The sequence below is a fragment of the Klebsiella sp. I138 genome, from assembly GCF_051131765.1.
Lineage (GTDB): Bacteria > Pseudomonadota > Gammaproteobacteria > Enterobacterales > Enterobacteriaceae > Klebsiella.
On the sequence record NZ_CP180447.1, the window covers coordinates 4,136,368 to 4,154,033 of the forward strand.

17 protein-coding genes are annotated in these 17,666 nt (G+C 54.4%); 6 read left to right on the forward strand and 11 right to left on the reverse strand.

Going from position 1 to position 17,666, the window contains the following annotated elements; translation table 11 throughout:
- Positions 1 to 33: 33 nt before the first annotated feature.
- The 11 genes from ACMYSK_RS19305 to ACMYSK_RS19355 all read right to left on the reverse strand — a co-directional run bounded on the left by ACMYSK_RS19305 (position 34) and on the right by ACMYSK_RS19355 (position 8,596).
- The gene (locus ACMYSK_RS19305) at positions 34 to 600 is read right to left on the reverse strand and encodes an NADPH-dependent FMN reductase (protein ID WP_434637845.1); all 567 of its coding nucleotides are present in this window, start codon (positions 598 to 600) and stop codon (positions 34 to 36) included.
- Positions 601 to 637: 37 nt separating this feature from the next.
- Positions 638 to 1,222, reverse strand: a complete 585-nt coding sequence (locus tag ACMYSK_RS19310; RefSeq protein WP_434644219.1) for a 4'-phosphopantetheinyl transferase family protein — start codon at positions 1,220 to 1,222, stop codon at positions 638 to 640.
- A gap of 311 nt (positions 1,223 to 1,533) precedes the next feature.
- Complete coding sequence (gene yidZ / locus ACMYSK_RS19315) at positions 1,534 to 2,493, reverse strand: HTH-type transcriptional regulator YidZ (protein ID WP_434637847.1); 960 nt, start codon at positions 2,491 to 2,493, stop codon at positions 1,534 to 1,536.
- A complete protein-coding gene (locus ACMYSK_RS19320; protein ID WP_434637849.1) occupies positions 2,462 to 3,646 on the reverse strand; it encodes an MFS transporter in 1,185 nt (394 codons plus the stop codon). The genes yidZ and ACMYSK_RS19320 overlap by 32 nt, the downstream gene beginning before the upstream one ends.
- A gap of 118 nt (positions 3,647 to 3,764) precedes the next feature.
- Positions 3,765 to 4,169, reverse strand: a complete 405-nt coding sequence (locus ACMYSK_RS19325; protein ID WP_434637851.1) for a GNAT family N-acetyltransferase — start codon at positions 4,167 to 4,169, stop codon at positions 3,765 to 3,767.
- Between the two features lie 180 nt (positions 4,170 to 4,349).
- Positions 4,350 to 5,714, reverse strand: coding sequence for a tRNA uridine-5-carboxymethylaminomethyl(34) synthesis GTPase MnmE (mnmE, locus tag ACMYSK_RS19330; RefSeq protein ID WP_434637852.1), 1,365 nt, complete (start codon positions 5,712 to 5,714; stop codon positions 4,350 to 4,352).
- 194 nt (positions 5,715 to 5,908) lie between these two features.
- Complete coding sequence (yidC, locus tag ACMYSK_RS19335) at positions 5,909 to 7,558, reverse strand: membrane protein insertase YidC (RefSeq protein ID WP_434637854.1); 1,650 nt, start codon at positions 7,556 to 7,558, stop codon at positions 5,909 to 5,911.
- A gap of 2 nt (positions 7,559 to 7,560) precedes the next feature.
- Complete coding sequence (gene yidD / locus ACMYSK_RS19340) at positions 7,561 to 7,818, reverse strand: membrane protein insertion efficiency factor YidD (protein ID WP_434637855.1); 258 nt, start codon at positions 7,816 to 7,818, stop codon at positions 7,561 to 7,563.
- On the reverse strand, positions 7,782 to 8,141 hold the full coding sequence (gene rnpA / locus ACMYSK_RS19345; protein ID WP_049264554.1) for a ribonuclease P protein component: 360 nt from the start codon (positions 8,139 to 8,141) through the stop codon (positions 7,782 to 7,784). The genes yidD and rnpA overlap by 37 nt, the downstream gene beginning before the upstream one ends.
- Positions 8,142 to 8,156: 15 nt before the next feature.
- On the reverse strand, positions 8,157 to 8,297 hold the full coding sequence (gene rpmH, locus ACMYSK_RS19350; RefSeq protein WP_002220736.1) for a 50S ribosomal protein L34: 141 nt from the start codon (positions 8,295 to 8,297) through the stop codon (positions 8,157 to 8,159).
- A 218-nt stretch (positions 8,298 to 8,515) separates the two neighbouring features.
- Positions 8,516 to 8,596: a hypothetical protein gene (locus ACMYSK_RS19355; protein WP_434644221.1), complete on the reverse strand. Its 81-nt coding sequence runs from the start codon at positions 8,594 to 8,596 to the stop codon at positions 8,516 to 8,518.
- Positions 8,597 to 8,918: 322 nt separating this feature from the next.
- On the opposite strand from ACMYSK_RS19355, the gene dnaA reads away from it, so the two are divergent.
- The 6 genes from dnaA (at position 8,919) to ACMYSK_RS19385 (ending at position 17,519) form a co-directional block, all read left to right on the forward strand.
- A complete protein-coding gene (gene dnaA, locus ACMYSK_RS19360; RefSeq protein WP_434637858.1) occupies positions 8,919 to 10,322 on the forward strand; it encodes a chromosomal replication initiator protein DnaA in 1,404 nt (467 codons plus the stop codon).
- Between the two features lie 4 nt (positions 10,323 to 10,326).
- A complete protein-coding gene (dnaN, locus tag ACMYSK_RS19365; protein ID WP_434637860.1) occupies positions 10,327 to 11,427 on the forward strand; it encodes a DNA polymerase III subunit beta in 1,101 nt (366 codons plus the stop codon).
- A gap of 148 nt (positions 11,428 to 11,575) precedes the next feature.
- Positions 11,576 to 12,649: a DNA replication/repair protein RecF gene (recF, locus tag ACMYSK_RS19370; RefSeq protein ID WP_434637862.1), complete on the forward strand. Its 1,074-nt coding sequence runs from the start codon at positions 11,576 to 11,578 to the stop codon at positions 12,647 to 12,649.
- A gap of 28 nt (positions 12,650 to 12,677) precedes the next feature.
- The gene (gene gyrB / locus ACMYSK_RS19375; protein WP_434637864.1) at positions 12,678 to 15,092 is read left to right on the forward strand and encodes a DNA topoisomerase (ATP-hydrolyzing) subunit B; all 2,415 of its coding nucleotides are present in this window, start codon (positions 12,678 to 12,680) and stop codon (positions 15,090 to 15,092) included.
- Positions 15,093 to 15,300: 208 nt separating this feature from the next.
- Positions 15,301 to 16,113 (forward strand): sugar-phosphatase, encoded by an 813-nt coding sequence (gene yidA, locus ACMYSK_RS19380; RefSeq protein WP_004869167.1) that lies wholly within the window; start codon positions 15,301 to 15,303, stop codon positions 16,111 to 16,113.
- A 275-nt stretch (positions 16,114 to 16,388) separates the two neighbouring features.
- A complete protein-coding gene (locus ACMYSK_RS19385) occupies positions 16,389 to 17,519 on the forward strand; it encodes a BamA/TamA family outer membrane protein (RefSeq protein WP_434644223.1) in 1,131 nt (376 codons plus the stop codon).
- Positions 17,520 to 17,666: the final 147 nt, after the last annotated feature.

Sequence of the window (17,666 nt, forward strand, 5' to 3'; positions counted from 1 at the left end):
CCCCTCTCCCTCCAAGGGAGAGGGGAAATAACCTTATGCTTTAACCCGCTGAATATATTCGCCAAAGGCGCTCAGCTGTCCGCTCAGATGATCGAGCGTGCTCTGATCGACCACTTCTCCTGACTGCGGATCGACCTTGTTCTGAATCACGCCACCCATAAACTCAGGTTTGTTCATCACCATTGCATCAAGGAACACCAGAATTTGACGCAGGTGATACTGGCAGCGAGCACCGCCGATAGCGCCCATTGAGCTGGTTTGAATCAGAACGGGTTTCCCGGACAGCGGTTGTTCAGGCAGGCGTGACAGCCAGTCAATCGCATTTTTCAGGCCGCCAGGAACGGAGTAGTTATACTCCGGCGTGACGATGACCACGCCATCTGCTTCGCGAATCTGGCGGGCAATTTCCTGCACACTTTGCGGAAAACCGTCTTCCTGCTGGACATCCGCATCATATAACGGAATATCGCCAATCGACGGCAGCGCGGAAATTTCCATACCCGCCGGCGCAATACCCGGCAGGGTACGAGCGACCATGCCATTAAAAGATCCCTTGCGCAGACTTCCGAGTAGCGTAACAACGTTCAACGTATCAGACATGATTGCTCCTTTGCATCATGATAGCCGGACAGGCCGGTTAGTTGAGGGAGAATGCTTTTTCCGCTGACAGGCTGGTAAAACGCATCAGGCGGGCAGAGGGCTCTTTTGCTCGCATCTGTGCGTCTGGCAGACTACGCCAGCCTTCCTGACAATTGTATTCCCAGACTTTTAGCTGGCCGATACCCGGCGTAGCGGCAATCGACCAGACCAGTACCGTTTCTGCATCACACAGGGCTTCAACAGGCTGCATGTTGGTTGTTCGTAGTCGACCTGCACCTGGCAGCAGCTGCAGGCGGATGGGGGATTCACCGGTCAGCTTCAGCACGCTCCGGCGCAGCGCCACCAGCTGGGCGCGTGCTTCATCGGGATCGTGCTGAATGTTAATCCATAAATTCTCATTGCTGTTGAAAACGTAGCGGTTAGCGTCGTGTAGTGGATGGACGCCGCGCGAGGCGTGCTGAAGCTCCATATCCAGTCCGCAATCGCCTTCCGTCGTTAAGGTTACGCCGACAATGTTTCCGGCATACGAGATGGAAAAACGGGGCAGGTGGGGATCGAGAAAAACGGGTCTGCCATTATCTTCGCTGATAATTTCCGGAAGCTCGCTAATGCCATATAGCATAAACAGCAGCTCGGCGAGCAGTGAGCGCGATGCGCGATAGCGAGTCTGCCGGTATTCTGGCAGGCGTTGTGCGGATTGATGACAGGCCGCGGACAGTCTTGTCGATAGCGGCTCCCTGGTACTGAGTATCCCTCTTGCAAAATGCGTTGCCATTCGTCGCTCCGTGATTAATGGTCAGAGAAAAATTAGTGGGGGTCTATTATCACCTGGTATTGATAGGTTTTAATGCGGAAATCCCCCCTTGAAAAGGGGATTTGCGAGAATTTTACAATTTCTTGCGCAGTCAGGAGAGAATGACCGGGAAAATCGCGTCAGAGCGGGTCAGCGTAGAGTCGCTTGAGGGTATCTTTGAGCCAGACGATCTTCGGGTTATCGCTATTGCGCTTGTGCCATAGCAAGGTAAATGGCACCCTCGTTTTTTCCAGTAATAACGGCTCCAGCGGTAGCGGGCGCGATACCAGCGGCAGATGGTGCTGCCGGTTATAGTGATGGCAGTAACGCGGCGCGGTGGCCAGCATGGTGTGATTCGGCTGGGCGGCCATAAACAGCGATTGTTCAAACCCCGGCAGCGTTAGTGCGACGTTTCGTTTGTGCCCCAGATCGTGCAGAACGTCATCCAGTGCCCAGGTATCGCTCTGTTCCCAGCTGATATTGATATGCGGATAGCGTAAAAAAGTCTCCAGATTCCACTCTTCGGCGAGTGCCGGATGGTCCGCGCGCAGCCAAACCTGAGGCAGGTCGGTAAACAGGACTTCGAAATCGATATACCACGGCAGCTGGCTGAGCTGCTCCCGTGAGCGCGGGTGCGTTTCGCGCCCGCAGAAACCGATATCGACCTCACCGCGAATAATCGCATCCAGCGAATCATAGTCCCAGTTGCGCAGACGGATCAGCGCCTGGGGATAGCGTTGGTAGATTTGCTGCGACAGCGAATTAAACAGGATCATCAGCAGCGGTACTTCCGCCGCCAGCTCGAATTTCAGGCCGCTAGGCATGATGTGATGGGGTTTATCAAGGATCTGGTTGCCCATCTGCATCCAGTCCGCCAGATCCTGCTCCATACTGGTCATTAGCGGCGTCGGCGACAGGCCGAGCGGCGTTTTGACAAACAGCGGATCGTCAAACCAGGTGCGCAGCTTGGCCAGCGATTTACTCACCGCCGACGGCGAAACGTTCATGCGTTTCGCCGTGCGGGTCACGCTGAGCTCCTGCGTCAGAAGCTGCAGGCAGAGTAATAAATTAAGATCGAGACTCGACAGGGGTTTCTTCATAATGTTGCGCGGCCCGGGTAGGGGAAGCGGCCAGAATCAGAACAATGCTCACTATGCTACAGCCAATGAGAATCCCGATCAGCATATTCGTGGCGCTTAGCCCAATGATGGCTGCCAGCCAAATCCATACCGAAGAACCGCAGACCTGAGCAATCCCCAGCGCGGAGCTGGCTACTCCCGCCCGCAGGGTGAACGGCCCCAGCGCCTGGCTCATGGCGACGCCAAAGCCCACGGAGAAGCCGGCGCAAATCAGCGCCAGGCCCAGGAGGGTTACCGTCTGGCTGGTGGCGAGGCCGAGCAATGTCCCGGCAATAAAGAACATCACCTGTGATGTCAGCATCAGAGTACGCGGCTTAAACAGGGTGAGCGCAAAGGGCGTTGAGAACGACACCGTCATGCTGACCAGCGCCATGAGGGCCATTGCCATCGAATACTGTCCGCGATCGAAACCCATCTCTTCCATCATCAATACCGGGGAGACGTTAACGTATGTAAGGATTGCCGTGACGCTGAGGGTGGTAATGACGATGCGACTGAGGAAAAAGCGGTTCAGCAATGATTCAGAGACGTCACCCTGCCCGGCGGTATCATGTGCGGTGACTGTTGGTCGCGTTTCTCGCAGCATAAAGACTGAGAGCAGGCCAACCATCACGCCCATGCCGGTCATGGTGTAGAACAGACTCTGCCACGGGTATTTCAGCATAATCAGGTGGCCCAGAACGGGTGCCAGGACCGGGATAATACAGGTGATGCCATTCAACAGTGACAGCACCTTGGCGCGGCGGCGATCGTCGAGCGTATCGCGCAGTACGGCAAACGCGACGACGTAGCAGCTCCCCGCCCCAATCCCCTGGATAAAACGTCCGATCAGGAAGAGAGTGCTGGTATGCGCGTGTGCACAGAGCAAAGAGGCCAGAATAAAAATCGTGGAGCCGAATATTGCGACCGGTTTGCGTCCTGACTTATCGGCTATTCTGCCGGCAAATAGCATCGCGGTCGCCATACCTGCCAGATAAACCGAAAACGCAATATGCAGCTGGGCTTCGCTGGCGCCGAGGTCCTGCGCAATGCGCGGCAACCCAACCAGATACATATCGATGCCGGATGGATAGAGTAAAACCAGCGCAAAACTGCAGATGAGAAAGCGTGCCATAGGACCCCCGCGAGAATAGTGGCGTACAGAGTAATGGCTATTGCGCGGCAGTACGAGTTGCCATTTGGACAACAATGATTTCCTGAGAGGAAAAACCCTTGCTGTGTTCTGCGCCTGACTACCAGACTTTGGCCATCCCGTCGCTTGCCGGGCGCACGGACGCAAAACCAAACTTCGCATACAGCTCGGGGACATCAGCGACCAGCGAAACATACGCTCCCTGGCAGGCGTTGGCATCCAGCCAACCGACGATCTTCTCCATAATGAGCCTGCCCAGGCCCTTTCCCTGGTGCACCGGGTCGACTGCAACATCGACAATCTCGAAATTGATGGCGCCATCACCCACGATACGACCCATGCCAACCGGAATTCCCTGCCAGAGAATATGGACGCCATAGCAGCTGCGCGGCAGCCCTGCTTTCACGCCTTCAAGCGGTCGGGGTGACATACCGGAGATCAGCCGTAAACGGCAAAAGTCCTCTGCCGAAGGGACGGTATCGATAACGGTGTAAGCGGTGGTCATGGCGGTATCCGGTAGCGGGTTTCTTAGGGCATTTAATGATGCCGCGTTACCGGAAGCAACCCGGTGTCGCCAGGATCGTGAGACGGGCAGAGAAAATCAGCGGTCTGGAGATAAAAAACCTGCATAAACATTATGTTAATGCAGGTTAGTTTATGCTCACTAATGTGTATCGATGAAACGTTATTTGCCGATACAGAAGCTGGAGAAAATACGCCCCAGCAGGTCATCAGAGGTGAATTCGCCGGTGATTTCGCTCAATGCCTGCTGCGACAGTCGAAGCTCTTCGGCCAGCAGCTCACCCGCCCATGCACCAAGCAGCTGTGCTTTGCCCTGCTGCAAATGGTTGGCGGCGTCGGATAATGCCTGCAGGTGGCGACGACGGGCGAGGAAACCGCCTTCCATATTGGTATCGAAGCCCATACTCTGCTTGAGGTGGTTGCGTAGCACATCCACGCCCTCACCGGTACGTGCCGACAGGCGAATCAGTGAGTGGCCATTCACTTCACTGATACCCAGCGTTTCGCCAGTGACGTCGGCTTTATTTCGTACCACGGTAATCGGCAGTTTCGCGGGCAAACGTTCGATAAAGTCTGGCCAGATTTCAGCCGGGTCGACGGCGCTGGTGGTAGTGCCATCCACCATGAACAGCACCCGGTCAGCCTGTTCAATTTCCTGCCAGGCACGCTCAATCCCAATGCGCTCAACTTCATCATTGGCATCACGAAGCCCTGCGGTATCAATGATATGCAACGGCATGCCGTCGATATGGATATGCTCGCGCAGCACATCGCGGGTGGTCCCGGCGATATCGGTAACGATCGCGGCTTCGCGACCGGCCAGCGCGTTCAGCAGGCTCGATTTCCCGGCGTTCGGGCGGCCAGCGATCACGACCTTCATACCTTCACGCAGCAGGCTGCCCTGGCGAGCCTCGGCACGAACGGCATCGAGGTCGGCGATCACGCCGTTGAGCTGGGCTTCGATTTTGCCATCAGAGAGAAAGTCGATTTCCTCATCCGGAAAGTCGATAGCAGCTTCGACGTAGATGCGCAGGTGAGTCAGCGCCTCCACCAGATGGTTGATACGAGTGGAGAATGCACCCTGCAGCGAATTCAGCGCCGAGCGTGCGGCCTGCTCGGAGCTGGCGTCGATCAGATCGGCAATCGCTTCAGCCTGGGCAAGATCGAGCTTATCGTTAAGAAACGCGCGCTCAGAGAATTCACCTGGTCTGGCAATCCGAATGCCCGGGAGGGTCAGAATGCGTTTCAGCAACAAATCCAGAATGACCGGGCCGCCGTGGCCCTGGAGTTCCAGGACATCTTCACCGGTAAAGGAGTTTGGGCCGGGGAACCACAGCGCAATACCCTGATCCAGAGGCGTGCCATCGGTATCTTTAAAGGGCAGATAATCGGCATAACGCGGCTTTGGCAGCTTGCCGAGAACCGCTTGCGCGACGTCGCGTGCTTTGAGGCCGGAGATGCGCAGGATGCCCACACCACCGCGTCCCGGTGGGGTTGCCTGGGCGACGATAGTGTCGTTATGGCTCATGATGACTCTCTATGTAAATGTAAAAAAGGCGGTCTATTGACCGCCTTCTCTGGCATTAACTCTACCGTAGATACTCAAACTAATTCAAGCAGCGGGAAGGCGGCAAGTTAGCGAGGCCCCAGGAGCTTACTGAAGTAAGTGACTGGGGCGAACTTACGAAGCCAGCGCATCTGCGGCTTGAAGAATGAAGAGTATCAGGATTTTTTCTTCTCGCGGCTATGCAGGCCACGCTTCTCCAGACCACGGTAAATCAGCTGCTGCTGAATAATGGTGACCAGGTTGCTGACGATATAGTAAACCACCAGACCAGACGGGAACCACAGGAAGAACACCGTGAAGATGACCGGCATAAAGGTCATGATCTTCTGCTGCATCGGGTCGGTCACGGTGGTCGGAGACATCTTCTGAATGAAGAACATCGTCGCGCCCATGATGATCGGCAGGATGTAGTACGGGTCTTGCGCAGACAGGTCGTGGATCCACAGGATAAACGGCGCATGACGCAGTTCAACCGAGGCGCTCAGCATGTAGTACAGCGCAAGGAAGATTGGCATCTGAATAATCAGCGGGAAGCAGCCACCCAGCGGGTTGACCTTCTCAGCTTTATACAGGGCCATCATCTCCTGGCTTTGACGCTGTTTATCGTCGCCCAGACGCTCACGCATAGCCTGAATCTTCGGCTGCAGCATGCGCATCTTCGCCATGGAGGTGTACTGCGCTTTGGTCAGCGGGTACATGATGCCACGAACGATAAAGGTGATAACGATAATGGAGAAGCCCCAGTTACCGAGGAAGCTATGGATCCATTTCAGCAGTTTGAACAGCGGCTGAGAAATAAACCACAGCCAGCCGTAGTCAACGGTCAGATCCAGGTGCGGCGCAACGGCAGCCATTTTGTCCTGAATTGCCGGGCCAACCCACAGCACGCTGTCCAGCTTATCAACCTGACCTGGCTGTACCAGAACCGGCTGAGATTTGTAGCCAATCGCGACAATACCGTTACCGAGGTTTGCGGTGTAGAAGCTATTGGTACCGTTATTATGCGGAACCCATGCGGTTGTGAAGTACTGCTGCAGCATGGCAACCCAACCGTCTTTGGTGCTGACGTTCAGGTTTTCGTTATCGACGATGGTATCGAATTTGTATTTTTCGTACTTCGCATCAGCGGTTGAATACGCGGCACCACGGAAGGTGTGCATCGTAGACAGGCCACCGGTTTGCGTATCACGCGCGCTTGGCAGGTTGGCAGACTGTTTCAGCTGACCGAAGGTAGAAATTTCCAGCGGTTTTTCGCCAACGTTCTTCACGCTGTAGCCTACGTTCACCGCATACTCACCGCGCTTCAGGGTGAATGTTTTGGTGAAGACGTTGCCCGCTTTGTCGGTGTACGTCAGCGGAATGACGATTTCGTTCTGGCCATCGGCCAGCACAAACGCATCTTTATCGACGTTATACAGCGGACGGGAGCCATTAGCCGGGTTATCCGGGCCATCACGACCGGTTAAACCGCTCTGTGCCTGATAGATAAACTGCGGTGTGGTTTCCAGTAACTGGAACGGTTCGGTAGACTTCAGCGCTTTCGGGTAAGCCGGAAGCAGCGCTTGTTCAACATCACCACCACGGGTGTTGATGGTCAGATCAAGCACGTCTGTTTTAACCGTAATCAGTTTCCCTTGGCCACTGGCCGGTACGCCCTGGTCGGCGGCGCTACCCGCTGCTGTGGTCGTTGTCTGCGTGGTCTGCTGCTGCTGGGCTTGCGGATTGTTATCCTGCTCCCAGGCTTGCCAGATCATGAAAGACACGAACAACAAAGCGATGATAAGAAGATTGCGTTGCGAATCCATCGTTAGTGTTCTCTGGTATCAAATGGTCCAGGCGGGACGGGATCGTCACCACCAGGGTGTAAAGGGTGGCATTTTAATACGCGTTTCACTGTCAACCAACTGCCTTTTACCATTCCAAACCTGCGCAATGCCTCAATTCCGTAGCTTGAGCAGGTAGGAGCGAAACGACAATGCGGCCCGAGTAGCGGACTAATCAGGCGCTGATAGACCCGGATAAGGCCTATCAGGACCCGGGAGCCAGGCGACAATGGCGGCGCCATAATTTTTCCAACGCTTCCGAGAGAGCACGGTTATCGAGATCGGCAACCCCTTTCTTTGCCACCACCACGAAATCCATTGGCGGGAGTTCATGCTGACGCAAACGGAAACTTTCACGCGTCAGACGTTTAATCCGATTGCGTTCATGTGCACGTTTGACGTTTTTCTTGGCGACTGTAAGACCGATGCGGGGATGCCCCAGCGAATTCAGGCGGCCGAGGATGGTGATTTGCGGCGTGCCAGCCCGTTGTGGCTGCTGGAAGACGAAAGTGAAATGACTGGGAGTTAACAAACGTAACTCCCTGGGAAATGCGAGCTTAACCACGCAGGGTTAGCTTTATTACTTGGAAACGGTCAGACGGGAACGGCTTTTAGCACGACGACGTGCCAGAACCTGACGACCATTTTTAGTAGCCATACGTGCACGGAAGCCGTGAGAACGGTTGCGCTTCAGTACAGACGGTTGAAAAGTGCGTTTCATGGCGGTTTCTACCTAAACTTGAATAATTTCACTGACTTTTGCGTATACCCGAACGAACTTCGAACGGCCAACGCCTCAGCGATGGTGATTAAAGAGGCCGGATTGTAATAATTGTACACTCCGGAGTCAATTCTCTTTCCTTATTTCTCGTAGCTTGTTGCACAAAAAATGACCTGCAACAGGCTACGGAAAACGGGCATTACGCGCCGGGTGGAGGATTATACGGCCTGACGGGTAAAGCGCAAGGATCGCAAAGGATCTTTGTTAGATCGTTTAGGCCCTAAACCGACATAGCTCATTAAATTTTTCAATATGTGGGTGAAATCGTGCCTCACTCTTCTCCGGATCGATTACACTTATCCGGCTTCGATCCTTCCTGTGGATAAATCGGGAAGAATCTGTTGAGAAACACAAGATATCTTTCTCAGTTTAGGCTATGATCCCCGGTCCTGATCGCGATCCACCGATCCGCATCGGATAAATACCGCAGATAGCGGTTCGCACGTCACCCCTTTAGTGCAGGGGCTTTTCGGCCAATGCAGGGTCTTGTCGACGTGTGCCAACAATCACGATTGTTTCTTTTTTTCTTTATATCGATTTTATGTTCGAGTGGAGTCCGCCGTGTCACTTTCGCTTTGGCAGCAGTGTCTTGCCCGATTGCAGGATGAGTTACCAGCCACAGAATTCAGTATGTGGATACGCCCGTTGCAGGCGGAATTGAGCGATAACACGTTGGCATTGTATGCGCCAAACCGTTTTGTGCTCGATTGGGTAAGGGATAAATACCTCAATAATATCAATGGACTCCTCAATGATTTTTGCGGTGCTGATGCCCCACAGCTGCGTTTTGAAGTCGGTACTAAGCCGGCTGTGCAGCCGCAGCGCGGTGCGATAAATAACGTCGCGGCCACCGTACCGGCAGCACAGGTTCAAATGGCGCGCGTTGCGCCGACGATCGTGCGCCCTGGCTGGGATAACGTCCCGGCACCGGCGGAGCCGACCTACCGCTCTAACGTTAACGTCAAGCATACCTTCGATAACTTTGTTGAAGGTAAATCTAACCAGCTGGCACGCGCGGCGGCGCGTCAGGTCGCCGATAACCCCGGGGGCGCATATAACCCTTTATTCCTTTACGGCGGTACCGGTCTGGGTAAAACCCACCTTCTGCACGCGGTCGGTAACGGCATCGTTGCGCGCAAACCGAACGCCAAAGTGGTCTATATGCACTCGGAGCGTTTTGTTCAGGACATGGTGAAAGCCTTGCAGAACAACGCGATCGAAGAGTTTAAACGCTACTACCGCTCCGTAGATGCCTTGCTGATCGATGATATTCAGTTCTTTGCGAACAAAGAGCGTTCTCAGGAAGAGTTTTTCCACACCTTTAATGCCCTGCTGGAAGGTAATCAGCAGATCATTCTCACATCGGATCGCTATCCGAAAGAGATCAACGGTGTTGAGGATCGTCTGAAATCTCGCTTTGGTTGGGGACTGACTGTCGCGATCGAACCGCCAGAGCTGGAAACCCGCGTGGCGATCCTGATGAAAAAAGCGGACGAAAACGACATTCGTCTGCCAGGTGAAGTGGCATTCTTTATCGCTAAGCGTCTACGCTCAAACGTACGTGAGCTGGAAGGGGCACTGAACCGCGTTATCGCCAATGCCAACTTTACCGGCCGGGCGATCACCATCGATTTCGTGCGCGAAGCGCTGCGCGATCTGCTGGCACTGCAGGAAAAACTGGTCACTATCGACAATATTCAGAAGACAGTGGCGGAGTATTACAAGATTAAGGTAGCGGACCTGTTGTCGAAACGCCGCTCCCGTTCGGTGGCGCGTCCACGCCAGATGGCGATGGCGCTGGCGAAAGAGCTGACCAACCACAGTCTGCCGGAAATTGGCGATGCGTTTGGTGGCCGCGACCATACCACCGTGCTGCACGCCTGCCGCAAAATCGAGCAGTTGCGTGAAGAAAGCCACGATATCAAAGAAGATTTTTCCAATTTAATCAGAACATTATCCTCGTGACGCTATGAAATTTACCGTAGAACGTGAACATTTATTAAAACCGCTGCAACAGGTGAGCGGCCCGTTAGGTGGTCGTCCAACGCTGCCCATTCTCGGTAACCTGCTGCTTCAGGTCTCGGAAGGCGCGCTGTCGCTCACCGGTACGGACCTGGAAATGGAAATGGTGGCGCGCGTTGCGCTGATACAACCACATGAAACGGGCGCAACGACGGTTCCGGCGCGTAAATTCTTTGATATCTGCCGTGGCCTGCCTGAAGGTGCGGAGATTGCGGTTCAGCTGGAAGGTGATCGGATGCTGGTGCGCTCCGGGCGCAGCCGCTTCTCGCTGTCGACTCTCCCTGCCGCAGATTTCCCTAATCTCGACGACTGGCAGAGTGAAGTTGAATTCACGCTGCCGCAGGCGACGATGAAGCGTCTGATTGAAGCCACTCAGTTTTCGATGGCGCATCAGGACGTCCGCTATTACTTAAACGGTATGCTGTTTGAAACCGAAGGCGACGAACTGCGTACCGTGGCAACCGACGGACACCGTCTGGCAGTCTGCTCTATGCCGTTGGGTGAATCGCTGCCCAACCATTCGGTGATCGTGCCGCGTAAAGGGGTGATTGAGCTGATGCGTATGCTCGACGGTGGCGATACGCCGCTGCGCGTGCAAATTGGCAGCAATAATATCCGCGCTCACGTTGGTGATTTCATCTTTACTTCGAAGCTGGTTGACGGGCGTTTCCCTGATTATCGCCGCGTATTACCGAAAAATCCTGATAAACATCTGGATGCGGGCTGCGATATTCTTAAGCAGGCATTTGCCCGTGCGGCGATTCTGTCGAACGAAAAATTCCGCGGCGTGCGTCTGTACGTTAGCGAAAATCAGCTGAAAATCACGGCTAATAACCCGGAGCAGGAAGAAGCGGAAGAGATTCTCGACGTTTCCTACTCCGGCAGCGAGATGGAAATCGGCTTTAACGTCAGCTACGTGCTGGACGTGCTTAATGCGCTGAAATGCGAAAACGTGCGTATTTTGCTGACCGATTCGGTATCGAGCGTGCAGATAGAAGATGCGGCGTCACAATCCGCAGCTTACGTCGTCATGCCTATGAGATTGTAGAATCTGCAAAGGGGCTGGTTTACTTGCCATTTCGCCTTCCGGCAGTGCTCGAAATGCTCACGTACTTCGTGTACGCTCCGCTTTCTGCGCGCTGGCGGTAGACGAACTGGCTGCGACACCCACGCGCCTTGAATGATGACGAGCTGATATGTCGCTATCCCGACTTCTAATCAAAGACTTCCGCAATATTGAAGATGCGGATCTCGCTTTATCCCCTGGCTTTAACTTCCTGGTGGGCGCGAACGGCAGCGGCAAAACCAGCGTGCTTGAGGCTATCTATACGCTCGGCCACGGCCGGGCGTTTCGTAGTTTGCAAATTGGCCGCGTGATCCGCCATGAGCAGGAGTCGTTTGTGCTGCATGGTCGCCTGCAGGGCGAGGAGCGTGAAATCTCCATCGGTCTGACGAAAGATAAGCAGGGCGACAGCAAAGTTCGTATTGACGGCACCGACGGCCACAAAGTGGCTGAGCTGGCGCACCTGATGCCGATGCAGCTCATTACGCCTGAGGGATTTACGTTACTCAACGGCGGTCCCAAATACAGAAGAGCCTTCCTCGATTGGGGATGCTTTCACAATGAAGTTGGATTCTTTACCGCCTGGAGCAATCTGAAGCGCTTGTTGAAGCAGCGCAATGCCGCGCTGCGTCAGGTCAGTCGCTACGCTCAGATACGGCCCTGGGATCTGGAACTTATTCCGCTGGCGGAGCAAATCAGCCGCTGGCGTGCCGAATATAGCGCCGCTATCGTCGAAGACATGGCGGATACCTGTAAACAATTTTTACCTGAGTTTTCTCTGACCTTCTCCTTCCAGCGTGGCTGGGAGAAAGAAACGGATTATTCCGAGGTGCTGGAGAGAAACTTCGAGCGTGACCGCATGCTGACCTACACCGCCCACGGCCCGCACAAAGCGGATTTCCGCATTCGTGCCGATGGGGCGCCGGTCGAAGATACTTTGTCACGTGGTCAGCTCAAACTCCTGATGTGCGCGCTACGGCTGGCACAAGGGGAGTTTTTAACCCGCGAAAGCGGGAGACGCTGTCTGTATCTGATAGATGATTTTGCCTCGGAACTTGATGATGCGCGGCGCGGTCTGCTTGCCAGCCGCTTAAAAGCCACGCAGTCGCAGGTTTTCGTCAGCGCGATTGGCGCTGAACACGTAATGGACATGTCGGACAAAAATTCGAAGATGTTCACCGTGGAAAAGGGTAAAATAACGGATTAACCCAAGATTAAATGAGCGAGAAACGTTGATGTCGAATTCTTATGACTCCTCCAGTATCAAAGTCCTGAAAGGGCTGGATGCGGTGCGTAAGCGCCCGGGTATGTATATCGGCGACACGGATGACGGCACCGGTCTGCACCACATGGTATTCGAGGTTGTGGATAACGCTATCGACGAAGCGCTCGCAGGGTACTGTAAAGACATCGTTGTCACCATCCATAGCGATAACTCCGTTTCCGTACAGGATGATGGCCGCGGTATCCCGACCGGTATTCACCCGGAAGAGGGCGTATCGGCGGCAGAAGTCATCATGACCGTCCTGCACGCAGGCGGGAAGTTTGATGATAACTCCTATAAAGTTTCCGGCGGCCTGCACGGCGTAGGCGTGTCCGTCGTTAACGCCCTGTCGCAGAAACTGGAGTTGGTGATTCAACGTGACGGCAAAGTGCACCGTCAGCTGTACGCCCACGGCGTGCCGCAGGCACCGCTTGCCGTCACCGGCGATACCGAGAAAACCGGTACCATGGTGCGCTTCTGGCCGAGCTATGAAACCTTCACCAACGTTATCGAATTCGAATACGAAATCCTGGCAAAACGCCTGCGTGAGCTGTCGTTCCTGAACTCCGGGGTATCTATCCGTCTGCGCGACAAGCGCGATGGTAAAGAAGACCATTTCCACTACGAAGGCGGCATTAAGGCGTTCGTTGAGTATCTCAACAAGAACAAAACGCCGATCCACCCGAATATCTTCTATTTCTCCACCGAGAAAGACGGTATTGGCGTAGAAGTTGCGCTGCAGTGGAACGATGGCTTCCAGGAAAACATTTACTGCTTCACTAACAACATTCCGCAGCGCGACGGCGGTACCCACCTTGCAGGCTTCCGTGCGGCGATGACCCGTACCCTGAATGCCTACATGGACAAAGAAGGCTACAGCAAAAAAGCGAAGGTCAGCGCCACCGGCGATGATGCTCGTGAAGGCCTGATTGCCGTGGTTTCCGTGAAGGTTCCGGATCCGAAATTCTCCTCGCAGACGAAAGACAAACTGGTCTCCTCTGAGGTGAAAACGGCGGTAGAGCAGCAGATGAACGAACTGCTGAACGAATACCTGCTGGAAAACCCGTCTGACGCGAAAATCGTCGTGGGCAAAATTATCGATGCGGCCCGTGCACGTGAAGCCGCGCGCCGTGCGCGTGAGATGACCCGTCGTAAAGGTGCGCTGGATCTGGCTGGTCTGCCGGGCAAACTGGCGGACTGTCAGGAACGTGACCCGGCGTTGTCCGAACTGTACCTCGTGGAAGGGGACTCCGCGGGCGGTTCTGCTAAGCAGGGCCGTAACCGTAAGAACCAGGCTATCCTGCCGCTGAAGGGTAAAATCCTCAACGTTGAGAAAGCCCGCTTCGACAAGATGCTTTCCTCTCAGGAAGTGGCGACGCTGATTACCGCGCTGGGTTGCGGCATTGGCCGCGACGAGTACAACCCGGACAAGTTGCGCTATCACCACATCATCATCATGACCGATGCCGACGTGGATGGTTCGCACATCCGTACTCTGCTGCTGACCTTCTTCTACCGTCAGATGCCGGAAATCGTTGAGCGCGGCCACGTCTACATCGCTCAGCCGCCGCTGTACAAAGTGAAGAAAGGCAAACAGGAACAGTACATCAAAGACGATGAAGCGATGGATCAGTACCAAATCGCCATCGCGCTTGATGGCGCAACCCTGCACACCAACGCCAGCGCTCCGGCCCTGGCGGGTGAACCGTTAGAAAAACTGGTTGCCGAGTTCAATGCGACGCAGAAAATGATTGTTCGCATGGAACGTCGCTTCCCGAAAACGCTGCTGAAAGAGCTTATCTACCAGCCAACGTTGAGCGAAGCCGATCTGTCTGATGAGCAGACCGTGACCCGTTGGGTAAATTCGCTGGTGACCGATCTGAACGAGAAAGAGCAGCACGGTAGCCTGTGGAAATTCGACATTCACGAAAATACCGAGCAGCAGCTGTTCGAACCGATCATCCGCGTGCGTACCCACGGTGTGGATACCGACTACCCGCTGGATCACGAGTTTATCACCGGCGGTGAATATCGTCGTATCTGCACGCTGGGCGAGAAGCTGCGCGGCCTAATCGAAGACGATGCGTTTATCGAACGTGGTGAACGCCGTCAGCCGGTAGCCAGCTTCGAGCAGGCGCTGGACTGGTTGGTAAAAGAGTCCCGTCGCGGCCTGTCTATCCAGCGTTATAAAGGTCTGGGCGAGATGAACCCGGATCAGCTGTGGGAAACCACAATGGATCCGGATAGCCGTCGTATGCTGCGCGTAACCGTTAAAGATGCGATTGCCGCCGACCAGCTGTTCACCACCCTGATGGGCGATGCCGTAGAACCGCGCCGCGCCTTTATCGAAGAAAACGCCCTGAAAGCGGCGAACATCGATATCTAATCAGTCAGTCCCCGGCGGCGCTATGCTTACCGGGGCTGTGCAATGAATCACCCGGATAAAGCGCCTGGCGCCGCAATCCGGGAGTTCCTCAGCCGTAAAAGAGGAATTCTTCGTTTCGATCCTATCCTCGTTTTCCCCTTCTTCTGTTGCTGTTTTTTGAGCGGAATCGCGTTAGCATGGCCCAGGACTCATCTTACCTGGGGATCTCATGGCTATTAAACTGATTGCAATTGATATGGACGGCACGCTGCTGCTGCCAGACCATACCATCTCTCCTGCTGTTAAAACCGCGATTGCCGCGGCGCGCGCGCGTGGCGTCAACGTTGTTCTCACTACCGGTCGTCCGTATGCGGGTGTGCATAGCTATCTGAAAGAGCTGCATATGGAGCAGCCAGGAGACTACTGCATTACCTATAACGGTGCGTTAGTGCAGAAGGCAAGCGACGGCAGTACCGTGGCGCAAACTGCGCTGAGCTATGACGACTACCGCTACCTCGAACAGCTTTCTCGCGACGTCGGTTCTCATTTTCACGCCCTCGATCGCAATACGCTGTACACCGCCAACCGCGATGTGAGCTACTACACGGTACATGAATCCTACGTAGCGACGATCCCACTGGTCTTCTGCGAAGCAGAAAATATGGACCCGAATATCCAGCTGCTGAAGGTGATGATGATCGATGAGCCAGCGATCCTCGACCAGGCTATTGCCCGGATCCCTGCGGAAGTAAAAGAGAAATATACCGTGCTGAAAAGCGCGCCGTACTTCCTCGAAATCCTTGATAAGCGCGTGAATAAAGGGACGGGTGTAAAATCTCTGGCTGATGCGCTGAATATCAAACAGGAAGAGATCATGGCAATTGGCGATCAGGAAAACGACATCGCCATGATTGAGTTTGCCGGCGTCGGCGTGGCGATGGATAACGCGATTCCAACGGTGAAGGAAGCCGCTAACTTCATTACCAAATCGAACCTTGAAGATGGCGTGGCCTGGGCGATTGAGAAGTACGTTTTATCCTGACCTGCTCTTCAGGCCCGTCATTTTCGGGCCTGAATCTGCCTTGATGATGCACAAAATGAACAACTTAGGCCGTTTTTTGCCGCATCACACGTCAATCCGCACTTAAGTCTCCCCCTCATTGCCGCGAATTCTATAAGCTTTCCTTCTTATTTTGCTGAATCCGTACCTGCCTCGAAAGAGTCATGCTGGATGCCAACTATACTCAAACTCGACGCGATTGCGCATTGCTGGCCGTCATCACTTTTTGTCTCAGGAGAGAATCGTTTTTGAGCACGCTGCGTAGCGTCATTCTGTTGTGTTTTGCATGCTCTTTTATCGGGCAGGTTCAGGCGCAGGCACTCAGCCAGGAAAATATCGATGACTGGCTGAAAAACCTGGGGGCCAGCGACCAGTTTGATGCCTCGAAAGGGATCGACTGGGGGGTGATGCCCGGGCCGTTTTACACGCCGGAGCTGGGTCTGGGAATAGGAACTGCGGTTGTCGGCATGTATCGCCCCGACCCCTCCGATACCGTTAGCCAAAATTCGACGTTAACGCTCAGTGGCTATGCCAGTTCTACCGGCGCATTCGGCGTCAGCGTGAAAAACTATGCCTTTTTTGCCAACGATCTCTGGCGCATCTTTGTTGAGGGGTCATTGGCTAATACACCAACGTACTATTGGGGACAGGGCTTCACTGCCGCCGATAATGACGGCGGCAAAGAGAAATATACCGCGCAGGTACTGACCCTGCGGCCCACCGTATACCGACAGCTGCTGGATAATGTCTATCTTGGCGTGGGCTGGTCGTTGGCCGCCCAGAATGCCGATGAAATGGACCGCGACGATCTGCCAAAAATAGAAAGTACCCCCCAGGGGCCCTCGGTATTCAGCTCCGGCATCAGTATCGATGTGAACTGGGACGATCGTGATTTTGTGCCGAACCCTCGCAAAGGCCAGTATGCCGACCTCCGCTATACCCATTACGCCCCCGGACTCGGGAGCGATACCCGGTTTGATGAATTCCACCTTCACTACAGCCGCTACACCGCACTTAGCGAGAAAAGCGTGCTGGCGTGGGAAGCTGACGGGATTTTTACTCAGGGCGATGTGCCATGGAGTATGCTGCCGCTGCTGGGCAGCGATGAACGCATGCGTGGCTATTATCAGGGGCGCTATCGCGATAAAAATGTGGTGAGCTCCCAGCTGGAATATCGTCGCCAGCTCACCTGGCGCCATGGCGTTGTCGCCTGGGTAGGTGCCGGGACGATGGGGCCTTCCGTTGATTCTCTGAACGACGGTCGCTGGCTGCCGACCGCAGGCGTCGGCTATCGATTTGAATTTAAACCCCGGGTGAATATTCGCCTGGACTATGGTATCGGCAAAGGCAGCAGCGGCTTCTACTTCCAGGTCGGCGAGGCCTTCTGATCGTCATTTCTCCCCCTCATTCTGACTTTCCTTCTGATAGCGGCCTTTGGGTTCGCTTTTTTTTATCTTATGAATTGTTCTTTTTGTGATCTAAATTGTAGTACAACATTGGTTATTGGTACTACTATGTGTCACATCAGATGACGT